This is a genomic window from Micromonospora sp. WMMD956, from assembly GCF_029626125.1.
GTDB lineage: Bacteria > Actinomycetota > Actinomycetes > Mycobacteriales > Micromonosporaceae > Micromonospora > Micromonospora carbonacea.
The window spans coordinates 5,516,223-5,537,532 of sequence record NZ_JARUBI010000005.1 but is presented as its reverse complement, the minus strand read 5'-3'; the positions used below and the strand labels follow the sequence as shown (position 1 = coordinate 5,537,532).

Sequence of the window (21,310 nt, the reverse complement as noted above, 5' to 3'; positions counted from 1 at the left end):
GCGGGTCCCTCGATCCGGGCAAAGGCCCAATGGTGCCCGCTGTCCGCCGTGTCGGCCAAGCCGGGCCGGAACCGGCCGGGCCGGTCCGGATCACACCTTGCGGTACCGGGACTGGAGGAAGCAGTACACGCCGAAGCAGGCGATGCCCAGGGCGACCAGGGCGAGCAGGAACGGGCCGTACGACTGGTCGCGCAGGGTGCGCAGCGCGGCGTCGAGGCCGCGGGCCTTCTCCGGGTCGTAGTTGACCGCGGCGACGACCACCAGCAGGCCGGCGATGCCGTACGCGACGCCCTTGGCGACGTAGCCGGCCATGCCGAGGCGGAGGGCCAGGGTGCGGGTGTGCGCGTCCATCTCGCCGGTCTTGAGGTGCTTGCGGAACTTCTTCTTCCAGCCGTAGATCACCAGGCCGACGCCGACCGCGGCGAGCACCAGCCCGGCCAGGCCGACCAGCAACCGGCCGCCGCCGGACTCCATCAGCTTGCCGGTGAGGGCCTCCTGCTGGTCCGCGCCGCTCGACCCGGCGTTGGAGAAGACCTTCCAGGCGGTCCAGGCGAAGTAGAGGTAGACGAGGGTACGGGCGGCGGAGGCGATCCGCTCGAAGACGCGCTCCCGGCCGCGCTCGGCGCGGTGCCCGACGGCGGCCTCCAGCGCCTGCCAGATCGCCATGGCGAGCATGCCGACGGCGATCGCGACGCAGAGGAACTTGCCCATGGGCTGCTCGGCCAGGGTGCTGAGCGCACCGGTCTGGTCGCCGTCCTTGCCGCCCGAGTCGCCGAAGGCGATCTGCAGGGCGAGCCAGGCGAACAGCAGGTGCACCACGCCGTAGCCGATGAAACCGGCCCGGGCGAGTAGTTCGAGCCACCGGCTGTTCGCGGCCTGCGAGGCGGTGGCTTCGGCGTTTCGGGTGAGTGACATGGCGCCTCAATCTCCGATTGCGGAGATCCCCAAACGTCGGCCACCGCCCGGGCGGCCCTCCCGGTCAGCCGTTGGGGTTGCGCGAGACGCGGATCTTGACCTGCTCGTCGGTGACGCTGTCCAGGGTGACCGCGAAGCCGCCGACCTCGGTGGCCTGCTGCCCCACGGTCAGCGAGAGCTGCTCGCCGGCCACCTCGACGGTCACCTGGTCGCCCTGGGCGCCGACCAGCTTGGCCTCGACGCCGAGGATGGTGGCGCTGGCCTCGACGCCCCGGTCGAAGGTCACCGTGCAGGCGTCCAGGCCGCAGTCGGTGGAGGCGCCCTCGGAGCTGCACCCGGCGAGCAGGGCGACGCCGAGTGCCAGGCCGGCCAGCAGGCCGGCGGCCCGGCGGGTGGGGGTGGACGGGAAGGTGCCGCGTCGGTTCGTCACGCGATCAAGGGTACGAGACCCCCGCGACCCGCCCGACGTGCAAGGAGGGGCCCCTTGTTAACGCCTCCGGTAGAGAGGGGCACCCTTCTCACACCCCCAACGGGGCGGCGGCGGGGGCAGGGCAAGACGGCGGGCGGGGCGGGGGCGACTGGCGACGAATCGGGCCGGGCGGCGGGGGGCCAGGGCAGAATGGCCGGGTGAGCTTCCTGGTCGAGGACAATCCCGCCCGCCACCGCTTCGAGATCCTGGTCGACGACGCGCTGGCCGGGTTCACCGCGTACCTGCCCCGGGGCGAGGTGCTGATCTTCACCCACACCGAGGTCGACGCGAAGTTCCAGAACATGGGTGTCGGGGCGGCGCTGATGCGGGCCACCCTGGACCAGGTCCGCGAGCGCGGCGGCCGGGTGGTGCCGAGGTGCCCGTTCATGTCGGCCTACATCGAGCGCCACCCCGAGTACGCGGACCTGGTCACCCCCGCCCCCTGACGGCCGCAACGGCACCTGATCCGGCCGGGCCCGGCCGACCGTGGACCCAGCAGCCCAGGAACTCAGCCGACCACGGGCTCGGCCACACCGGCCAGCGGCCTCGCGGCGACGCGGCCCGTGCCGGCCAACAGCTCGGCGGCGGCTAGGGCACCGGCCCGGGTCGCGCCGTGGGTGGCGACGTGCACGGCCCCCGTGACCAGGGCCGGCACGCCCAGCTCGACCACCACCGCGTCCGGGCGGACGGCGAGGGCCCGGGCCACCGCGGCGCGCATCCAGTCGTGCCGGTGCAGGTCGCGGACGACCAGCACCAGCGGCCGGCCGGCGGCCCCGGCGACAGCACCGGCGAGAGCCCCGACGACGGCAGCGGCAGGAGGCACCGCGACAGCACCGGCGGAAGGCGCGACCGCAGCGCCACCGGACGCCACGACGGCGGCACCGGCAGAAGGCGCGACGGCGGCGCCGCCTGACGCCCCGGCCCGGGGCTCGGCGAGGTCGGCCGCGCCGAGACGGACCGCGGTGGTGCCCGGGAGCAGGGCGGCCAGCGGGGCGGCGATCCCCCACGGGGTCTCCGCGCCGATCGCGATGTTGCGGGGCGGCTCGAACTCGACCACGTGCGGCGCCCCGGCCAGCGGCAGGACCCCGGCGGCGCTCGCCGTGACCCGTACGGCGCGGCGGGCGGCGGCCAGCCCGATCGGGGAGCCGCCCGGGGCGGCGGTGGGGCGGGACGGTGCGCCGGCCCGGGCGGCCACCGTCCAGGCGGCGAGCTGGCCGACGCGCTTGGCCGCCTCGGCCAGCCGCTGTTCGGGCAGCTCGCCGGCGACGACGGCGGCGACGATCGCGTCGCGCAGCTCGCGGGCGGCGTCCTCGTCGGCGCGCTCGCCGCCGACGCAGATCGCGTCCGCCCCGGCGGCGAGGGCGCGGACCGCCGCTCCGGCGAAGCCGTACCGGTCGGCGACCGCCCGCATCTCCACCGCGTCGGTGACGATCACGCCCGAGAAGCCCAGTTCCTCGCGGAGCAGACCGCCGAGGATGCGGGGGCTGAGGGTGGCCGGCAGCCGCGGGTCGAGCGCCGGCACGAGCAGGTGGCCGGTCATCACGGCCTGCACGCCGGCCGCCACGGCGGCCCGGAACGGCACCAGCTCGGCGGCGTCGAGCTGCTCCCGGCTGCCGCCGATGCGGGGCAGGTCGTGGTGGGAGTCGACGCGGGTGTCGCCGTGGCCGGGGAAGTGCTTGGCGCAGGCGGCGACCCCGCCGGACTGGAGTCCGCGTACCCAGGCGGCGGTGTGCCGGGCGACGAGGGCCGGGTCGGCGCCGAAGGCGCGTACCCCGATCACGGGGTTGGCGGGGTTGGAGTTGACGTCGGCGTCCGGGGCGTAGTCGAGGGTGACGCCGACGGACGCCAGGTCGCGGCCCAGGTCGCGGGCCACCTCGGCGGTCAGCTCCGGGTCGTCGACGGCGCCGAGGGCGAAGTTGCCGGGCCGGGAGCTGCCCCGGCCGGACTCGATGCGGGTGACGTCGCCGGCCTCCTCGTCGATGGCGACGATCACGTCGGGACGCTCGGCGCGCAGCGCGGCGGTGAGCGCGGCGACCTGGTCGAGGTCGACGATGTTGCGGGCGAAGAGCACCACCGAGCCGAGTCCGTCGCCCAGCCACCGCAGGACCCACGGCGGCGGGGTGGTGCCGACGAATCCGGGTTGCAGGACGGCGGCCGCCAGGCTCGCCAGGTTTCCCGTCGGTGCGCTGCTCATGCGGCTGCCGTACCCCCGTCTTGGGCCGTGTCGGACCGGCCGCGGGCCGCGGCGGTGCTGCCATGGTCACACCACCGCCGGCAAATAGTCAATAAACCTTACTGTTACTGTCTGGCGCGGTCCGGCCCTTCGTGGGAGAGTTCCCACATGCCTGTCCCGCCGCTCGCCGACGCCAGCAGCGCGGCCGACGTGCCCGGCGTCCGCCTGCTCGGCCTGATCGTCGGTGGCCTCCTGCTGCTCGCCGCGATCCGGGCCATGTTCGGCCGCCGCTGACCTCACGGTGCCGCCGGCCCCGCCGACGCCTGGGTTAGGAAGGGCCCCCTGTGCAACAGAATGCGTTAACAGGGGGCCCTTCCTTCCGCTCCGTCGGGTTTCGGGGGTGATCGGGTCGGGTACCTCCGGCCCTCGATGAAGCTGTCCACGCACTCGATGACGTTGCGCCGCGCGGCGCGGAGCCTCTTCGGCTGGAAAGCGCTGCGGCCCAACCAGCTCGCCGCCATGCGCGCGGTGATGAAGCGACGCGACGCCCTGGTGGTGCTGCCCACCGGCGCCGGCAAGTCGGCGATCTACCAGATCCCGGCCAGCCTGATCCCCGGCCCGACCGTGGTGATCTCCCCATTGCTCGCCCTCCAGCAGGACCAGATCGCGGCCCTCAACGAGCGCCGCCGCCCCGAGCTGCGGGCGGTGCGGATCAGCTCGGACGAGACGCCCGCCCAGCAGGCGGAGGCGATCGACGAGGTCCGCGCGGGCCGGGCCGAGTTCCTGTTCATCACGCCGGAGCAGTTGGCCAACCCCGACCGGATGGCCGAGGTCAGGTCGCTCAGGCCGGCGCTCGTGGCGATCGACGAGGCGCACTGCATCTCGGCCTGGGGGCACGACTTCCGCCCCGACTACCTGGCGCTGGGGCACCTCATCGAGGGCATCGGCCGGCCCCCGGTGGTGGCCCTGACCGCCACCGCCTCCCCGCCGGTACGCGACGACATCGTCGCCCGGCTGCGGCTGCGCGACGCCGAGGTGGTCGTCTCCGGGCTGGACCGGCCGAACCTGTTCCTGGAGGTCGCGCACTGCCCCACCGAGGACTACCGGTGGCGGCGGCTGCTCGCCCTGCTGCGCGAGGACGGCCGCCCCGGGATCATCTACGTGCCGACCCGGCGGGCGGCCGAGGAGCTGGCCGCCCGGCTCACCGACGCCGGCTTCCCGGCGGAGTTCTACCACGGCGGGATGCCCGCCGGGGCGCGCGGCGAGCTGCACGAGGCATTCCTCGCCGACCGGGTGCCCATCATGGTGGCCACCTCGGCGTTCGGCATGGGCATCGACAAGCCGAACATCGCCTGGGTGGTGCACATGGCGCTGCCGGACTCGCCGGACAGCTACTTCCAGGAGATCGGCCGGGCCGGGCGCGACGGGGAGCCGGCCCGGGTGCTGCTGCTGTGGCAGGCCGAGGACGTCGGCCTACAGCGCTTCTTCAGCGGCGGGCTGCCCGACGCCACCGAGCTGCGCGACCTGGCGGCCCTGCTGCGGCGCAAGCCGGCCAGCAAGAAGGAGCTGCGGGAGGCCACCGGCCTGGGGCCGCGCAAGCTGGGCCAGTACCTCGCCCTGCTGGAGCAGGTCGGCGCCGCCGAGCCCCGGTCGCGGCAGCGCATCGGCGCGCCCCGGTACTCGCCGACGCCGGTCGAGGCCGGCGACGCGGCGCGGGCCGAGGCGGAGCGCCAGCAGACCGTCACCCGGTCGCGGACGGACATGATGCGGGCCTTCGCGGAGACGACCGGATGCCGGGGGCAGGCGCTGCTGGCGTACTTCGGCGAGCAGATGACACGGGTCTGCGGGCACTGCGACAACTGCCTCGCCGGCACCAGCGTCGCCGACGACGGGGCGAGCGGACCGTTCCCGGTGCACAGCCAGGTGCGCCACCCGGAGTGGGGGCCCGGCATGGTGCTCAGCTACGAGGAGGACCGGATGACGGTGCTCTTCGAGGAGGTCGGGTACAAGACGCTGTCGGTGCGCGTGGTGTCCGAACAGGGTCTGCTGACCCTCGACTAGCCTGAGCCGGGCCACCAGGCCACGGCAGCGGGACGGACCACCGTGCCCACGGCACCGAAGAACAGGCATCGTGCCCACGGCACCGAGACAGGACAGACGAGAGGAGCGCGGTCGTGATCGAACAACCGGCGTACACCGGGTTCGGTTTCTCCGACGAGGAGTGGGGGCTGCTGGTCGGCCTGCCGCAGTCGGTGCTGACCGCGGCGAGCGCCGCCGAACACGACAGCGCCCGCCGCACCATGGCCGAGAACGCGGCCGGGTTGGAGAGCATCGCCACGGGCCGTGAGTCGGGCAGCCCGCTCGTGGCCGCCGTGGCCGGCGAGATCGTGGCCCGGGTGGGCGACCCCGAGGCCGGCGAGGAGCTGCCGGTGATCGCGCCGGCGGACCCGCGGGCGGTGATCGAGGACGTGCTGAACCGGGCGGCCTCGGCGGCCCGGCTGCTGGCCGAGAAGGTCGACGAGGGCGAGGCCGGCGCCTACAAGCACTGGCTCGTGGAGATCGCCGAGCACGTGGTGAGCGCGGCCTCCAGCGGCGGGATCCTGGGCCTCGGCGGCGACGTGGTGAGCGACTCCGAGCGGCGCTTCCGCGACCGGCTCTCCCAGGTCCTCAACGACTGAGCCGACGACGGGCGTCCGCTCGTCCAAATGCCGCTGGCGGCTGCCGCCCCACGGACAGCGGACGGTCGGACGCCTCCCCGGGTGCCCGCCCCGCGCCCGACCCGGGTCAGCCGCCGGCCTTGTCCAGCTCGACCATGTCGTCGGAGCGGGCGAGGCCCGACGGCCCGCGCCGCGTCCGCCCCGGTGGCGCTCCCCGCCGAGCCGGACGTCGACAATGGAGGGAGGCGACGACGGGGAGACGCTGATGGGTGGGTTGCGCGCCGAGAGGCTGGACACGACGGCGCTGCCGGCGCCGGAACGCTGGCCGTTCTTCACGGAGCTCGCCTCCCGTGCCTCCGCCCCGATGGCGATGGACAGCGAGCACACGGCGGACTTCCGGGCCGACGTCGACATGGTGGCGCTGGGCGAGGTGGAGCTGTGCCGGTTCCACTACCAGTCCCTGGTCGGCCGACGCACCCCGCGCCTGATCCGGCAGGCCGATCCGGAGGTCTTCCAGATCGCCCTCACCCTCGCCGGCACCAGCGTCATCGGCGCCGGCCGGGACACGAACGCGATCCCCGTCGGCGACCTGACCCTGGTCGACTGGGCGCGTCCCCACCGGCTCGTGCACTCGGGCCGGGGCGACGAACGGGCCCAGGCCAGCGCCGTCACCGCGCTGGTGCCCCGCGCCCGCCTGCCGCTGCACCCCGACCGGGTCGGCGGGCTGAGCGCGGCGCGGATGTCGGGCACCGAGGGCCCCGGCGCGCTGCTGGCCCAGCACCTGCTCCAGATCACCGGGCATCCCGAACAGTTCCGGGCCGCCGACGCGCCCCACCTGGCCGACGTCACCCTCACCCTGATCTCCCTGCTGCTGGCCCGCCACCTCGACGCCGAGCCCCGGCTCCCGGCCGAGATGCGCCAGCAGGCGCTGCTCACCCAGGTCCACGACTTCATCGACCGCCACATCGACGATCCGGACCTGTCGCCCCGGGCCGTCGCCGACGCCCACCACGTCGCCCTGCGTACCCTGCACCGCCTCTTCGCCGACGGGGAGGAATCGGTCGGCGGGGCCATCCGTCGCCGTCGGCTGGAGCGCTGCCGGCGGGACCTGGCGGACCCGATGCTGCGCGACCGGCCCGTCCAGGCCATCGCCGCCCGCTGGGGCTTCCGCGACAAGGCGCACTTCAGCCGCGCCTTCCGTGCCGCGTACGGCCTCAGCCCCCGGGCCTGGCGGGAGAGCGCCCGGCCGGGGACCGGCTGACCCGGGGCGCGGTGGCGCCCACCCGCGCGGCACGGATCGTCAACCACCTGGCACGCTGGGTCAACTCCCCGGCCGGTTCCGCTCAGATACTGGGTACGGGCCGGACTCGGGGCAACCCCGCGGCGGCCCGCACGTAACGGGGGCCGCGGCGAGCGCCCGCGACAACCCGGTCGCGGGCGGCCGCCCGGTGCCGCCAGGCCGCTGGGCGGGGCGTCAGGCGTCCGCCAGCAGCTCCAGCACCCGCCGCTCCGCCTCCGCGCGGGGGGTCCCCGGCACGACCGGGGCGACCACCCCGTCGTGGAACAGGTCCACCACCCGGGGGTCCACGTACGAGGTGCGGGCCACGGTCGCCGTGTTGCCCAGCAGCTCCGCGACCTGCCGCATCACCGCCGCCACCGCCCGGCGGCGGGCCGTCACGGAGCGGGCCGGCACGTGGCCGGCCAGCTCGGTGGCCGCCAGCACGGTGGCGTGCCAGGTGCGGAAGTCCTTCGCGGTCATCTCGCCGCCGCTGGCGTCGCGCAGGTAGTCGTTGACCTCGTCGCTGCGCACGTCCCGCCAGCCCCGGCCGTCCCAGTAGCCGAACAGCCGGTCGGCGGCGCGCCGGCGGCGGCGCAGGTTGGCCAGCACCCGGCACAGCTGCGGGTCCTCGATGCGCCGCACCTGTTCGACGCCGCCCTTGGCGGGGAACGCGAAGACCACGCAGCCGCCCCGGCTGCGCGCGTGCTCGGGGCGCAGCGTGGCCACGCCGAAGGTGGCGTCGTCGCCGACGGCGTACTGGTCGCTGCCGACGCGGAACGTGCCCATGTCGAGCAGCCGGGTGACCGTGGCCAGCACCCGGTCCCGGTTCAGCCCCCGGCCGGTCAGGTCCCGCCCCACCCGCTCGCGCAGCACGGGCAGCCGCCGGGCGACCTCCAGCACGTGGTCGAACTTCGCCTCGTCGCGCTGCTGCCGCCAGCGGGGGTGGTAGAGGTACTGCTTGCGCCCGGCCGCGTCGACCCCGGTGGCCTGGATGTGCCCGTTGGGGTGGGGCGAGATCCACACGTCCCGCCAGGCCGGCGGGATCACCAGCTCCCGCAGCCGGCCCAGCTCGTCGGGGTCGCGCACCGGGTCGCCGGCCGGGTCGAGGAACAGCCATCCCCGGCCACGCCGCAGGCGGCCGTATCCGGGTCTGCCCGGGTCGCTACGCCGTAACCGCACCGGCAACTCGCACCGCCTGTTCCGCCTCCGCCACGGCGGCCAGCACCTCGCCGACGCCGATCGCCGCCAACGTCGAATCGGTTCCTACCCCGCCGGACGGGGACCAGTCCCCCGCCGGACCGCCGCCGCGGGGCGTCCCCGCCCACAGCGCCCGGTGCCACGGCCGCTCCGGCGGCGGCCCCCACCGGCTTGGCGGGACCGGGCCGAACAGGACCACCGACGGGGTGCCGTAGCCGGTGGCGAGGTGGGCGACGCCGGTGTCGCCGCTGACCACGAGGCGGGCGTGCGCCACCAGGGCGGCCAGCCCGCCGAGGTCCGTGCGGCCGGCGAGCACCGCGTCCGGGGCGAGCCCCGCCCGCCGGGCCACCCGCCCGGCCAGCGCCCGCTCGTCGGCCGACCCGGTGACCACGACCCGGTGACCGCGCCCGGACAGGGCGCGGGCCACCGCCGCGAAGCGTCCGGGGGGCCAGCGCTTCGCCGGGATCTTGCTGCCCGGGTGCACGATGCTCACCCCGGCCGGGAGCGGGCCGGCGGGCGGGCGGCGCAGGGCGAGGTCGGCGCGGTCGGCGGGAATGCCGTACCAGGCGAGCAGGCGGCACCAGCGGTCGACCTCGTGCTCGTCGGGCCGCCAGTCGGGGCCGTCGACGTGCCCGGCGTCGAGGCTGGCGAACGCGAGCAGCCGGCGCGGCCGGGTGGCGGCGAGCAGCCGGTGCGACTGCGGGCCGCGCCCGTGCAGGTTGACGGCCAGGTCCGGGGGCGGGTCGGGCCGGTCGAGGGGGGTCAGTCCGGCCGCCGGCACGAGCCGGTCGACGCCGCCGACGAGGTCGACCAGGGGGGCCAGCCAGGCGGGCGCGGCCAGGGCGAGGTCCCGGTCGGGGTGGGCGGCGCGCAGCGCGCGCAGCGCGGGCACGGCGGTGGCGAGGTCGCCGACGCCGAGGGCGCGCAGGGCGAGGATCACGGGTACGACGACTCCCGCTCGGCGCAGACGACCAGCTCGCGCACGGCGCTGCCGGGCGGCTGGGAGAGGGCGAACAGGACGGCGGCGGCCGTGTCGGCGGGGTCGTTGAGGCTGGCGTCGGGGCCGGGCCGGTACTGGGGATCGCGTTCGTCGAAGAACGCGGTGCGCATGCCGCCGGGGACGAGCAGGGTGACGCCGACGGAGCCGGCGAGTTCGGCGGCGAGGGCGCGGGTGAAGCCGACGACGCCGAACTTGGCGGCGCAGTAGGCGGTGGCGTCGCTGACGGCCTTGACGCCGAGGGTGGAGGCGACGGTGACCACGTTGCCCCGGGCCGCCTCCAGCCAGGGCAGGGCGGCCCGGACGACGGCGGCGGTGGAGAGCAGGTCGACGGTGACGATGCGGTCCCAGGTGTCGCCGGGGACGTCGGCGAGCCGGCCGGGCACGTCGATGCCGGCGGCGGTGACGACGGCGTCGAGGCCGCCGGAGCGTTCGGCGAGGTGCCGGGTGGCGTCCTCGGCGGCGCGCGGGTCGGCGAGGTCGCACTCGACCCAGGGCACCCCGTCGGCCGGCGCCTGCCGGTCCAGCACCACCGGCCGTCCGCCGGACTTCGCCACGGCGGCCACCACGGCCGCCCCCAACCCGCTGGACCCGCCCGTGACCAGGACGGTCGGCCCGGCTCCCGGTGCGCTCGCGCTCATCGTGCCCCCTTGATCGTCGTGCCGTCCACGTCGACGCCCACCCGCAGGTCCGGCGTCCGCGCCCCGCCCGTCCCGCCGGTGGCGCGGGCGGCGGCGATCATGTCGGTAGTCGAGCGCCCGTCGAGGTACGGCACGACCACCGTGTGCCCGCCCCAGCGGCGCAGCACCTCCGCCTCGGGCAGCGCCGGCCCGCCGCCGCCGGCGTAGTCGCCGCCCTTGACCCACACGTCGGGGCGCAGCCAGGTCAGCGCCGCCTCCGGGGTGGGCTCGTCGAAGACCAGCACCGCGTCGACGCAGCCCAGCGCCGCCAGCAGCCGGCTGCGGTCGCCCTGCGGCACCACCGGCCGGTCCGGGCCCTTCAGCCCGGCCACGCTCGCGTCGGAGTTGACGCAGACGACGAGGCAGTCGCCGAGTTGCCGGGCGGCTTCCAGGGTGGCCACGTGTCCGGCGTGCAGCAGGTCGAAGCAGCCGCCGGTGGCCACCACGGTGCCGCCGGCCGCGCGTACCCCGGCGACGACCTCCGCGGCGGCGGCGACCCCGATCCGGGGCCCGCCGGGGCGCGACGGCGGTGCGGCGGCGGCCCGGACCGGGGCCGGCAGGGCGGCGGCCACTCCCCCGGCGGCGACGTACCCCGACGCCTCGGTGACGGCCGCCTGCACCGCCTCGGAGACCAGCGCGCCCCGGGACAGGGCGATGGTGGCGGTCGCGGCGAACCGGTCGCCCGCGCCGCAGGTGTCGCCCTCGGCGCTGGCCGGCGCGGGCACCACCAGCGGCGTGGAGCCGGCGTGGCAGAGCAGCGCCCCGTCGCCGCCCAGGGTGACGGTGACCGCCCCGGCCCGCCAGCGCCGGCGCAGCTCCTGCGCGCCCCGCGACGCGGTGGCCAGCCGGGACCCGCCCGGCGCGGCCTTCACCAGCTCGCGCACCTCGGACTCGTTCGGGGTGGCCAGGTGCACGCCCGGCACGGCGGCGGGGCCGCGCGGGTGCGGGTCCCACACCACGGGGGCCCGGGTGGCCGCGAGCGCCGCCCGCAGGGCCGGCTGCCGGGCCACCCCCCGGCCGTAGTCGCTGACCAGCACGGCGGACGCGGCGGCCAGCAGCCGCAGCACGGCCTCGCTGGGCTCCCCGGGCGCGCCGGCCGCGCCGCCCCGGTCGTGGCGCAGCAGCACCCGGCCGCGGGCGTGCAGCCGGATCTTCTCGCAGGTGGCGCCGCGCAGCGGCAGCGCGTACACCTGCACCCCGGCGGCGGCGAGCAGCTCGGCCAGCCGTGCCCCGCCCGCGTCGTCGGCGAGGGCGGTCACCAGCGCCACCTCGGCGCCCTGCGCCGCCGCGAAGACCGCCGCGAGGCCGGCACCGCCGGGCCGGTCGACGGCCGTGGACTCGTCGAGGACGGGCACCGGCGAGTCCGGACAGAGCCGGTTCACCACCCCCTCGACGTCCCGGTCGAGCAGGATGTCACCGACCACCACCACGGGTCCCGTCATCAGCTCGCCTCCTCATCCCGCCTCGGTCTGCCGGCCCGTACCGTCGTCGAGCACCACCTCGACCCCGGCGCGCACCGCAGGGTCCGGCGCGTCGGCCGCCACGGCGCGGCCCGCCGCCGCGAGCGCGGCGGGGAGCACGCGGTCGACGTACTCGCAGAGCACGTGGGTGGAGACCAGGTGCAGCTCCTGGACGACCTGGCTGTCGGGGGAGGCGATGGCGAGGGTGTCGTGGCAGGCGTCGGCGAGGGGGTTGGGGGTGGGCCCGGTGAACGCCCAGCAGCGCAGCCCGGCGGCGCGGCCGGCGTGGGCGGCGGCGACGAGGTTGGCGCTGGCCCCGCTTGTCGACATGAGCAGCAGGATGTCGTCGGGCCGGCCGTGCGCGCGGACCTGCCGGGCGAAGACCTCGTCGTAGCCGTAGTCGTTGCCGATGGCGGTGAGCGCGCTGGTCTCGGCGTGCAGGGCGAGCGCCGACAGCGGCTCGCGGTCGTCGCGGAGCTTGCCGACGAGTTCGGCGGTGAGGTGCTGGGCCTCGGCGGCGCTGCCACCGTTGCCCGCGACCAGCAGCCGGCCGCCGGCGGCCAGCCGGTGCGCCAGCTCCCCGCCCCAGCGGGCCAGCAGCTCCTCCGCGCGCCGGTAGGGCAGCAGCGCGGCGGCGAGGGCGGCCAGGTGCGCGTCGAGCACCGACGCGCCGGGTCCGGCGGGCCCGGCGGAGCCGGTGGCGGGGCGCGCCTGACCGGCGGTGGAACCGGCGGTGCGGGCCGGGCGGGCCGGGCGGGCGGCGGCCATCAGGCGACCACCCGGGTGGGCCGGCGCACGGCGGCGACCTCGCCGTACACCTCCGCCAGCCGCTGCGCGGTGGCCGCCCAGGAGTAGCTGCGCCGGGCCCGGTCGCGGGCCGCGCCGGCGTACGCGAACCGGCGGATCCGGTCGTCGAGCAGGCCCCGGATCGCGGCGCCCAGCGCGCGCGGGTCCCGGGCGGGCACCAGGTCCCCGGTGACCCCGTCGAGGACGGTGTCGGTCAGCCCGCCGACGGCCGTGCCGACCACGGGCACGCCGCAGGCCATGGCCTCCAGCGGGGTCAGCCCGAACGGCTCGTACCAGGGGGCGGCGACCAGCACGTCGGCGGAGCGGTACCAGCGGCCCATCTCCTCCCGGGGCACCGCCCCGACCAGGCGCACCCGGTCGGCGACGCCGCACTCGCGGGCGAGGGCCCGCAGCCGCCGGGCGTGCGGGTCGGTCTCCAGCAGCCCCTCGGGCGGGCCGCCCACCACCACGCACTCGGCGTCGGGCACCAGGGGCATCGCGCGGATCACGTCCTGGAAGCCCTTGCGTTCCACCAGGCGGCCGACGGTGAGCACGCGGGCCCGGCCCGGGTCCCGCCCGACCGCCGGGCCGAGCGGGGCGAACGTGGCCAGGTTGACCCCGGACGGGACCACGCTGATCCGGTCCCGGGGGACGCCGAGGCGGACCAGCTCGGTCACCTCGTCCTGGCACTGGGCCACGACCCGGTCGACGGCCCGGCCCAGGTCCCGCTCGTCGCGGATCCGGCCGGGCGGGCTGGTGTCCTGGGCGCCCTGGTGCCGCCGCTTCACGGTGCCGAGGGCATGGTACGTCTGCACCACCGGCACGCCGGTGCGCCGGCCGGCGGCCAGCCCGGCCAGCCCGCTCATCCAGAAGTGGGCGTGGATCACCTCGGGTGTCCAGTCCCCGCCCCGCCACCGCTGGGCCAGCCAGCGGCCGAACGCCGGCATGTGCGGCAGCAGCGCGTCCTTGGCCATCGGCTCGGCCGGGCCGGCCGGCACGTGCACCACCTCGTAGCCGTCGGGGGCACGGACTGCCACCGGCAGGTCCACCGCGTCGCGGCGGGTGTAGACCCGCACGTCGTGACCGGCGGCGGCGAGCGCGGCGGAGAGCTCCGCGACATGCGTGTTCTGGCCGCCGGCGTCCTCGCCGCCGAGGACGGCGAGCGGGCTGGCGTGCTCCGAGATCATCGCGATGCGCATACTTCCTCCTCCAGCAGCCGGTCCCAGTCGGCGAGGAAACGCTCCAGCCCGTAGCGGTCCCGGGCGGCCCTGCGCGCCGCCGCGCCCGCCCGAGCGGCGGCGGCGGGGTCGTCGAGGAACCGGCGGGCGGCCCCCAGCAGGTCGTCGACGCGGGTGGAGAGCGCGCCGGCCTCGGGCGGGACGGCCACCACCGCCTCGGTCGCGGCGAGCGCGACGACGGGCATGCCGATGGTCATGGCCTCGACCAGGCTGAGCCCGAGGGAGGTCCACCGGCACAGGTGCAGGTACGCCCGCCGCCGGCCCAGCTCGGCGTGCATCCGCTCCTGCGGCACGTCGTCGTGGCTGGTGACGCGGTCGACGGGCAGCCCGAGCCGGTCGGCCAGCCCGGTCACCCCCATGCCGAAGACGTCGAGGGGGGCCAGCTCGGCGAAGCGGGGCAGCAGGTCGGTGCCGGTGACCCGCCAGCGGCGTACCGGCTCGTTGATGACGACGGCGAGCCGGTCGAGCTCGCCGGTCCACTCGACGGCCGGGGCGACGACGCCGTGCTCGACGACGGCGGTGCGGGTGGCCCCGTTGTCCCAGAACAGTTCGTTGAACCCGGTGACGTGGGTGAGCAGCAGGTCGTCGCGGTCGGCCATCGGGTGCCGGGTGTTGGGCACGTCGCCCTTGGGGGTGTTGTGCTCGACGTAGATCGCCGGCACGTCCCGGCCGACCCGCCGGCCCAGCCAGTCGCAGGCCAGGTCGAACTCCTCGGGGCGCTGGAGGACGACCAGGTCGACGTCGGTCCGGCGCAGCTCGCGGGGGCTGACCTCGACGGCGCTGGCGGGCCACGGGTAGGTGCGGGCCCGGCCGAGGCCGTAGGGGCCCCGGTCGGGGGTGACGGGCACCAGGTAGCGGTGCCTGCCGTGCACGAAGGACGTGGTCCAGGAGCCGTGCACGTGCCACACCAGGACGTTCATCGGCCGCCCCCGCCGCCGGCCGGCACGGCCATCCGGTCCGGCGCGCCGGCCGTCGCACGGCGCGCGCCGCCCGGGTCGCCGTCGGGGCCGGGCGCGCCGGCCGGGCCGCCGTCGGGGCGCGGCGCGCCGGCCGGGCCGGCGGGCGCGTCGGCGCGGACGCCGAGCAGGCGCAACGCGTCGAGGACCGCGCCGGGGTCGATCCCGGCCAGGCAGGGGTGCCCGGGGACGGGGCAGCTGGCGGCGCGGGTGTCGCGGCAGGCGGCCCCGGCGTCGCCGAGGCGCACGGTGGGCACCCGGTAGGGCCCCCACTGCCCGTACGGGACGGTCGGGGCGAACAGGCTGACCACGGGCACGTCGAGCGCGGCGGCCAGGTGGGCGGGGCCGGTGTTGCCGACGACGAGGGCGGCCGCGCCGGCGATGATCCCGGCGAGCTCGGCGAGGCCGGTGCGCCCGCCGAGGTCGACGCCGCCGGCGGCGGCCACCCGGGCGGTGAGCTCGCGTTCGCCGGGTCCGCCGGTGACCACGACCCGGTGGCCCGCCCCGGCGAGCGCCCGGACGATCCGGGCGGCCAGTTCGGGCGGGCAGGCGCGGGCGCTGGCCGTCGAGCCGGGGTGCAGCACCACGTAGCCGGGCCGGTCGAGTCGCGGCGGCGGGGCGGGCACCGCGTCGCGACGCAGGCGCAGCCGGGGCTGGTCGTCGCCGGGCAGGGCGTGGCCGGCGGCGGCGGCCAGCGACAGGGCCCGCTCCGGCTCGGGCACCCCCGCCGGCACCCGGTGGCGCACGTCGAGCAGGCTGCCGGGGTAGTCGTCGCTGATCGCGGCGATCCGGGGCACGCCGGCCAGGCGCAGCAGCAGCGCCAGCGGCAGCGGCGACTGGTGGAAGCTGGTGAAGATCACCGCCTCGTCCGCGCCCACGGCCGCGAGGCGGCGCACCAGCCGGCGGGTCCGGTCCGGGTCCACCGGGCCCGGGTCCGGGTCGATCCACTCCAGGGGCCACTCGACGATCTCGTCGATCCCGGGCAGCAGTTCCGCCGCCGCCCGGCCGCGCGGCCCGCACAGCAGCACCACCCGCCGCGCGTGGGCGGCCACCGCGCGGATGCCGGGCCCGGTGACCAGCACGTCGCCGGCCGAGTCGCTGCGCACCACCAGCACCGTGCCGGCCGCGCGGGGCGCGCCGGGGGCGACGGCGGCCTGCCGGCGCAGGATCTCGTCGACCGCCGCCGGCAGGGTGGGGCGTACGCAGGGGGCGGCGGCCACCTCCTCGGGCCGGGTCACGGGCGTCGGCACCAGCACCCCGTGCGCCCCGGCGGCGAGCGCGGCGGCCATGTCCCGCCCGATGTCCCCCACCAGCACGCAGCGCTGCGGCGTCGTGCCCAGCCGGGCCGCCGCGGCGTGCACGAGGCCCGGGGCGGGCTTGCGGCAGTCGCACCCGGCGGCGTCGTCGTGCGGGCAGACGTGCCAGGAGTCGAACGGCCCCAGCAACTCCTCGACGCGTGCGTGCACCCGGTCGAGCTGTCCCGCCGTGAAGCAACCCCGGGCCAGTCCGGACTGGTTGGTCACCACGGCCAGCCGCAGGCCGGCGGCGCGCAGCCGGTCCAGGGCCTCCCGCGCGCCCGGCAGCGGGCGCACCTTGTCGGGGTCGCCGTTGTACGGCACGTCCTCCACCAGCGTGCCGTCGCGGTCCAGCAGCACCGCGTCGAACAGGACACCGCCGGACCCGCCCCGGCCAGGACCCGGGTCGACCCGGGCTGACCTGCGCTGATCCGGCTCACTCTGGTCCCGTCGCACGGGCGGCGGGTTCCCTGCGCCCCGGGGAGTAAACGTCGTCGGCGGCGCGGTGCCCGCCGCCGTCGGTGCGGCGGTGCCGCCGTCGGGCCACCGTCCTCCGGTGCCGCGATACCCGCCGCCACCGAGAAGCTAACCCGCCGGGCTCGTTAGGGGCCGCCGGGAGCGGGGTACGGGGGCGCGGTGGCGATTGTGGAGAAAGTGATCCAGGCACCCCCGCAGCAGGTGTTCGACGTGCTCGCCGACGGCTGGACGTACAGCGACTGGGTGGTGGGCACGGTGCACGTGCGCGACGTGGACGACGCCTGGCCCCGCGTCGGCGCGCGGCTGCACCACAAGGCGGGACCGTGGCCGTTCTCCCTCCAGGACGCCTCGACCGTGCTGGCCTGCGAGCCGCCGCACCGGCTGGTGCTGAAGGCCGGGCTGTGGCCGGCGGGCGAGGCGACCGTGGTATTCACCCTGGAGCCCGTCGGCGACGGCGCGACGCGGGTGCGCATCGGCGAGGACTTCGCCGCCGGCCCGCTGCGCTGGGTCCGCACCAGGCTCAACGACCTGGTGCTGCACCAGCGCAACAAGGAGACGCTGCGCCGGTTGTCGGACATCGCGACCCGGCAGAGGTCGAACCGCTGACGCGCCGGGGCCGGTTCCGGCGCGTCGCCGGGCTCCCCGCCCTGCGCACGGCGTGTCGCGCGCGGCGGACGGGGAGCCATTACGACATGGAACGGGCAACTGGCTACCCTCTCAGGTAAACCTGTCGGCAAACCGAGGATGTCCGTCATGATCGAACCCGTGCAGTTGCCCGCCCCCTGGCGGGACGCACGCCTGACCGTCGTGGTTCCCACCTACAACGAGGCGGGGAACCTCCCGGTCCTGGTCGAACGGCTCCTCGCGCTGCCGCTGCCGGGCCTGAAGGTGCTGGTCGCCGACGACAACTCCCCGGACGGGACGGGCGAGGTGGCCGACAAGCTGGCCATCGAGCACCCCGACCGGGTGGAGGTCGTGCACCGCGCCGGCAAGGAGGGCCTCGGCCGGGCGTACGTCGACGGCATCGGCCGGGCCCTCGACGGCGGCGCGGAGTACGTGGCGCAGATGGACGCGGACCTGTCGCACCCGCCGGAGGCGCTGCCCGGCATGCTCGGCGCGCTGCTGTCCACGCAGGCGGGTGTGGTCATCGGTTCCCGCTACGTGCCGGGCGGGCAGCTCGACGAGGCGTGGCCGCTCTACCGCCGCGCGCTCAGCGGCTGGGCCAACCTCTACGTGCACACGCTGCTGCGGGTGCGCATCCGCGACCTCACGGCGGGCTTCAAGATCTGGCGGGCCGACGCGCTGCGCGACATCGGGCTGGACCGGGTGCAGTCCAACGGCTACAGCTTCCAGGTGGAGATGCACTACCTGGCCACGAAGCTGGGGCACACCATCCTGGAGGTGCCGATCCGGTTCGAGGAGCGCCGCGACGGCGCCTCGAAGATGACCACCGCCACCAAGATCGAGAGCGCGCTGATGCCGTTCAAGCTGCGCAGCCGGCACCGCAACATCGAGGGCTGACGGGCCACCGGGCGGCGCTCAGCGGTAGACCGCCCGGTGCGCCGCGCCGATCACGCCCGCGTACAGGCCGCCGGTGAGCGCCCGGTCGCGGGCCAGCGCGGCCCGCGCGGCGTTCGCGCCGGGCGCGCCGTGCACCCCGCCGCCCGGGTGCGCGGAGGCGCTGGCCAGGTACAACCGGTCCACCGGGGTGTCCGCGCGGCCCAGGCCGGGGATCGGCCGCAGGAAGAGCTGCTGGTACGCCGCCGCGGTGCCGCCGCCCAGCGCCCCGCCGACCAGGCTCGGGTCCCCCCGTTCCAGGTCGGCCGGGCCGGCGACGTGCCGGCCGAGGATCCGCGCGCGGAACCCCGGGGCGGCGGCCTCCAGCACGTCCTCCATCCGCGCGACGTGCGCGGCGACGTCCTCGGCCCGCCAGTCGCGCCGGAACGGCAGGTGGGTGTACGCCCACAGCGACTCGGTGCCCGGCGGGGAGTGGCTCGGGTCGGCGACGCTCATCTGCCCCACCAGCAGGAACGGGTCGCGGGGCACCTGGCCCCGGGCCAGCTCGGCGGAGTAGGTCGTGAGCCCGTCGAGGTCCGCGCCGAGGTGCACGGTGCCGGCGCCGGCCACCGCCGGGTTGGTCCACGGCACCGGCCCGGACAGCGCCCAGTCGACCTTCAGGGTGGAGCCGTCCCAGCGGAAGTGCGCCAGGTCCTCCACCAGCCGGGGCGGCAGCGCCGCCGCGCCGACCAGGTCGAGGAAGAGGGCGGGCGCGGGGACGTCGGCGAGGACGGCCCGCCGGGCCCGCCAGGCCCGGCCGTCGACGGTGCGTACCCCCATCGCCCGGCCCCGGGCGGTGAGCACCCGGTCGACGCGCGCGTCGTGGACGATCCGGCCGCCCCGCCGGGTGAGCCGGTCCACCAGCGCGTCGGTGATCCGCTGCGCCCCGCCGACCGGCACCGGCCAGCCGACCTGCTGGCCGAGCATGGCCAGCAGCCAGCCGTAGACGCCGGAGCCGGCCTCCTCCGGCGAGAGGTCGGTGTGCAGGGCGCAGCCGGCCAGCAGCAGCGTGCCGCCCTCCCCGTCGAACAACTCGGACCCGAGCTTGCGCACGGGCACGACGAGCCGGCGGGCCAGCCGCAGCGCCCCGCCGACCTTGAGCCGGCGCAGCAGGCCGACGCCGCCGCGCACCGGCGGGAAGGGGGTGGTGATGGTGGCCAGCATCGGCCCGGCCACGTCGAGCCAGTCGGCGTACGCGTGCCGCCAGCGCTCGCCGTCGGCGGGCGCGAACGCGGCCAGCGACGCGGCGGTGGCGTCGAGGTCCCGGTTGAGCACGGCGGCGCGCCCGTCGGGCAGCAGGTGGGCCAGCACGTCGGGGGCGTGGGTCCAGCGCAGCCCGTGCCGGTCGAGGTCGAGGCCGGCGAGCACCGGCGAGGCGTACCCGAGGGGGTAGAAGGAGCTGTAGAGGTCGCTGAGGTAGCCGGGGGCGGTCACCTCGGCGGAGCGCACCGCCCCGCCGGGCGCGCCGGTCGCCTCCAGCACCAGCACGTCCCAGCCGGCGTCGGCCAGCAGGTTGGCCGCCACCAGGCCGTTGTGGCCCGCGCCGACGACGATCGCGTCGGCGCGCTCCGGGCCGGTCGGCCCGCCGGACGCGGCGGTGGGGAGGCCGGTCGAGGTCATCCGACCCGCCTACCCGGGGCCGCCCGGGGCGAAACGCGTTTGCCGGGGCGGGGGCGGGGGATGCACCGCCGCATGTACACGGTTGCGCAGCTCATCGGTGGGGTGTGGGGGGCCGGCGGCGCGGGGGGCGAGCTGGTCGTCCACGATCCGGCCGACGGCTGCCCGGTCAGCACGGTGCCGGTGGCGACGGCGGACGAGGTCGGCAAGGCGGTGGAGGCCGCGCGGGGCGTCGCGCCCGGGTGGGCGGCGACGGACCCGGCGGAGCGGGCCGCCGCGCTGCACCGGGCCGCCGACGCGGTGCAGGCCGCGGCGCAGGAGCTGGCGGCGGCGGTGACGGCGGAGATGGGCAAGCCCCTCGCGGACGCCCGGGGCGGCGTCGAGGCGGGCGTCGGCACCCTGCGACAGTACGCCGAGCTGGCCCCGGTGCGGGGCGGGCGCACGCTGCTCGGCGGCGCGGGGTCGATCGACTTCATGACGCCGCAGCCGCGCGGCGTGGTCGCCGCGATCACCCCCTGGAACGACCCGGTGGCGGTCTCCTGCGGGCTGCTCGGCGCGGCCCTGGTGACCGGCAACGCGGTGCTGTACAAGCCGAGCGAGCGCACCCCGGCGACGGGGTGGCTGCTGGCACGCGCGCTGGACGAGGTCCTGCCGCCGGGGGTGTTGTCGCTGCTCACCGGCGGCGGGGAGGTCGGCGCGGCGCTGGCCGGCGGCGACGTGGACGTGGTGGCGCACGTGGGCGCGACGGCCACCGGCCGCCGGATCGCCGCGGCGGCGGCCCGCACCGGGGCGAAGGCGCTGCTGGAGAACGGCGGCAGCGACCCCCTCGTCGTCGACGCCGGGGTCGACCCGGTCTGGGCGGCGGAGCAGGCGGCGCTGGGCGCGTTCGCCAACGCCGGGCAGATCTGCGTGGCGGTGGAGCGGATCTACGTGCACCGGGACGTGGCGGAGGACTTCGTCGACGCGCTGGTGCGGCGGGCCGGGGCGCTGCGGGTCGGGCCGGGGCGGGACCCGGCCACGGAGCTGGGGCCGCTGGTCGACCGGCGGCACCGCGACCACGTGCACGGGCAGGTGACGGCGGCGGTGGCCGGCGGGGCGCGGCTGCGCGCCGGCGGGGCGCTGCCGGACGGGCCGGGGGCGTTCTACCCGGCGACGGTGGTCGTCGACTGCCGGCACGAGATGACGCTGGTGCGCGAGGAGACGTTCGGGCCGGTCGCCCCGGTGGTGGTGGTCGACTCGTTCAGCGAGGCGCTGCGGTGCGCGGCCGACTCGCCGTACGGGCTGGCGGCGACGGTGCTCACCGGCTCGATGAGTCACGCCCAGCGGGCCTGGCGGGAGCTGCCGGTCGGCACCGTGAAGGTCAACGCCGTGTTCGGCGGCGCGCCGGGCGGGGCGGCGCAGCCGCGCCGGGGCAGCGGTCAGGGCTTCGGCTACGGCCCGGAGCTGCTGGACGAGTTCACCGCCACGAAGGCCGTGCACATCGAGGCACCGGGCGGCGGCCACTGGTGACGTACGGCGGAGGGCCCGGGACCTGACGGCCCCGGGCCCCTGCGCCGT

General features: G+C 77.0%; 19 protein-coding genes and 1 pseudogene. 8 read left to right on the top strand and 12 right to left on the bottom strand.

Features of this window, described 5'->3' with window-relative positions; all coding sequences use genetic code 11:
* Positions 1 to 90: 90 nt before the first annotated feature.
* Together O7628_RS24275 and O7628_RS24270 are read right to left on the bottom strand one after the other, a co-directional pair.
* Positions 91 to 915, bottom strand: a complete 825-nt coding sequence (locus tag O7628_RS24275; protein WP_278133946.1) for a DUF1206 domain-containing protein — start codon at positions 913 to 915, stop codon at positions 91 to 93.
* Positions 916 to 979: 64 nt separating this feature from the next.
* Positions 980 to 1,345: a hypothetical protein gene (locus O7628_RS24270; protein WP_074475953.1), complete on the bottom strand. Its 366-nt coding sequence runs from the start codon at positions 1,343 to 1,345 to the stop codon at positions 980 to 982.
* 197 nt (positions 1,346 to 1,542) lie between these two features.
* Here O7628_RS24270 and O7628_RS24265 point away from each other — a divergent pair, with 197 nt between their 5' ends.
* Positions 1,543 to 1,830 carry a GNAT family N-acetyltransferase gene (locus O7628_RS24265; RefSeq protein ID WP_278133943.1) on the top strand — a complete coding sequence of 96 codons (288 nt, stop codon included), beginning with the start codon at positions 1,543 to 1,545 and terminating at the stop codon, positions 1,828 to 1,830.
* Positions 1,831 to 1,892: 62 nt separating this feature from the next.
* Here the strand turns inward: O7628_RS24265 and O7628_RS24260 are convergent, their stop codons facing one another.
* On the bottom strand, positions 1,893 to 3,578 hold the full coding sequence (locus tag O7628_RS24260; protein ID WP_278133941.1) for a glycoside hydrolase family 3 N-terminal domain-containing protein: 1,686 nt from the start codon (positions 3,576 to 3,578) through the stop codon (positions 1,893 to 1,895).
* 147 nt (positions 3,579 to 3,725) lie between these two features.
* On the opposite strand from O7628_RS24260, the gene O7628_RS24255 reads away from it, so the two are divergent.
* The 4 genes from O7628_RS24255 (at position 3,726) to O7628_RS24240 (ending at position 7,475) form a co-directional block, all read left to right on the top strand.
* A complete protein-coding gene (locus O7628_RS24255; RefSeq protein WP_255699930.1) occupies positions 3,726 to 3,851 on the top strand; it encodes a hypothetical protein in 126 nt (41 codons plus the stop codon).
* A 135-nt stretch (positions 3,852 to 3,986) separates the two neighbouring features.
* Complete coding sequence (locus tag O7628_RS24250; protein WP_278133938.1) at positions 3,987 to 5,618, top strand: RecQ family ATP-dependent DNA helicase; 1,632 nt, start codon at positions 3,987 to 3,989, stop codon at positions 5,616 to 5,618.
* Between the two features lie 113 nt (positions 5,619 to 5,731).
* Positions 5,732 to 6,235 carry a hypothetical protein gene (locus O7628_RS24245; RefSeq protein ID WP_074475950.1) on the top strand — a complete coding sequence of 168 codons (504 nt, stop codon included), beginning with the start codon at positions 5,732 to 5,734 and terminating at the stop codon, positions 6,233 to 6,235.
* Positions 6,236 to 6,449: 214 nt separating this feature from the next.
* The gene (locus O7628_RS24240; RefSeq protein ID WP_278133935.1) at positions 6,450 to 7,475 is read left to right on the top strand and encodes a helix-turn-helix domain-containing protein; all 1,026 of its coding nucleotides are present in this window, start codon (positions 6,450 to 6,452) and stop codon (positions 7,473 to 7,475) included.
* 213 nt (positions 7,476 to 7,688) lie between these two features.
* On the opposite strand, the gene O7628_RS24235 is transcribed toward O7628_RS24240, so the two are convergent.
* The 8 genes and pseudogenes from O7628_RS24235 to O7628_RS24200 all read right to left on the bottom strand — a co-directional run.
* Complete coding sequence (locus O7628_RS24235) at positions 7,689 to 8,672, bottom strand: DNA topoisomerase IB (RefSeq protein ID WP_278133933.1); 984 nt, start codon at positions 8,670 to 8,672, stop codon at positions 7,689 to 7,691.
* Entirely contained in the window at positions 8,656 to 9,630 is a 975-nt protein-coding gene (locus O7628_RS24230; protein ID WP_278133931.1) for a glycosyltransferase family 9 protein, read from the bottom strand. The genes O7628_RS24235 and O7628_RS24230 overlap by 17 nt, the downstream gene beginning before the upstream one ends.
* Positions 9,627 to 10,328: an SDR family oxidoreductase gene (locus tag O7628_RS24225; RefSeq protein WP_178064251.1), complete on the bottom strand. Its 702-nt coding sequence runs from the start codon at positions 10,326 to 10,328 to the stop codon at positions 9,627 to 9,629. Before O7628_RS24225 ends, O7628_RS24230 begins: the two co-directional genes overlap by 4 nt.
* Positions 10,325 to 11,809 carry a PfkB family carbohydrate kinase gene (locus tag O7628_RS24220; protein ID WP_278133927.1) on the bottom strand — a complete coding sequence of 495 codons (1,485 nt, stop codon included), beginning with the start codon at positions 11,807 to 11,809 and terminating at the stop codon, positions 10,325 to 10,327. The genes O7628_RS24225 and O7628_RS24220 overlap by 4 nt, the downstream gene beginning before the upstream one ends.
* Positions 11,810 to 11,821: 12 nt before the next feature.
* Entirely contained in the window at positions 11,822 to 12,595 is a 774-nt protein-coding gene (locus O7628_RS24215; RefSeq protein ID WP_347405216.1) for an SIS domain-containing protein, read from the bottom strand.
* Positions 12,595 to 13,812, bottom strand: coding sequence for a glycosyltransferase (locus O7628_RS24210; RefSeq protein ID WP_278133925.1), 1,218 nt, complete (start codon positions 13,810 to 13,812; stop codon positions 12,595 to 12,597). Before O7628_RS24210 ends, O7628_RS24215 begins: the two co-directional genes overlap by 1 nt.
* On the bottom strand, positions 13,797 to 14,771 hold the full coding sequence (locus O7628_RS24205) for a glycosyltransferase (RefSeq protein WP_278133923.1): 975 nt from the start codon (positions 14,769 to 14,771) through the stop codon (positions 13,797 to 13,799). Before O7628_RS24205 ends, O7628_RS24210 begins: the two co-directional genes overlap by 16 nt.
* A 155-nt stretch (positions 14,772 to 14,926) precedes the next feature.
* A pseudogene (locus tag O7628_RS24200) lies at positions 14,927 to 16,558 on the bottom strand (HAD-IIIA family hydrolase); the annotation flags it as partial.
* Positions 16,559 to 16,756: 198 nt separating this feature from the next.
* Between O7628_RS24200 and O7628_RS24195 the strand changes: the two are divergent.
* The gene (locus O7628_RS24195) at positions 16,757 to 17,185 is read left to right on the top strand and encodes an SRPBCC family protein (RefSeq protein ID WP_347405215.1); all 429 of its coding nucleotides are present in this window, start codon (positions 16,757 to 16,759) and stop codon (positions 17,183 to 17,185) included.
* A 147-nt stretch (positions 17,186 to 17,332) separates the two neighbouring features.
* Complete coding sequence (locus tag O7628_RS24190) at positions 17,333 to 18,100, top strand: polyprenol monophosphomannose synthase (protein WP_074475942.1); 768 nt, start codon at positions 17,333 to 17,335, stop codon at positions 18,098 to 18,100.
* A gap of 18 nt (positions 18,101 to 18,118) precedes the next feature.
* Here O7628_RS24190 and O7628_RS24185 read toward each other — a convergent pair whose 3' ends face one another.
* The gene (locus O7628_RS24185) at positions 18,119 to 19,756 is read right to left on the bottom strand and encodes an NAD(P)/FAD-dependent oxidoreductase (RefSeq protein ID WP_278133918.1); all 1,638 of its coding nucleotides are present in this window, start codon (positions 19,754 to 19,756) and stop codon (positions 18,119 to 18,121) included.
* A gap of 72 nt (positions 19,757 to 19,828) precedes the next feature.
* On the opposite strand from O7628_RS24185, the gene O7628_RS24180 reads away from it, so the two are divergent.
* A complete protein-coding gene (locus O7628_RS24180; protein WP_278133916.1) occupies positions 19,829 to 21,262 on the top strand; it encodes an aldehyde dehydrogenase family protein in 1,434 nt (477 codons plus the stop codon).
* The last annotated feature ends 48 nt before the right edge of the window (positions 21,263 to 21,310 follow it).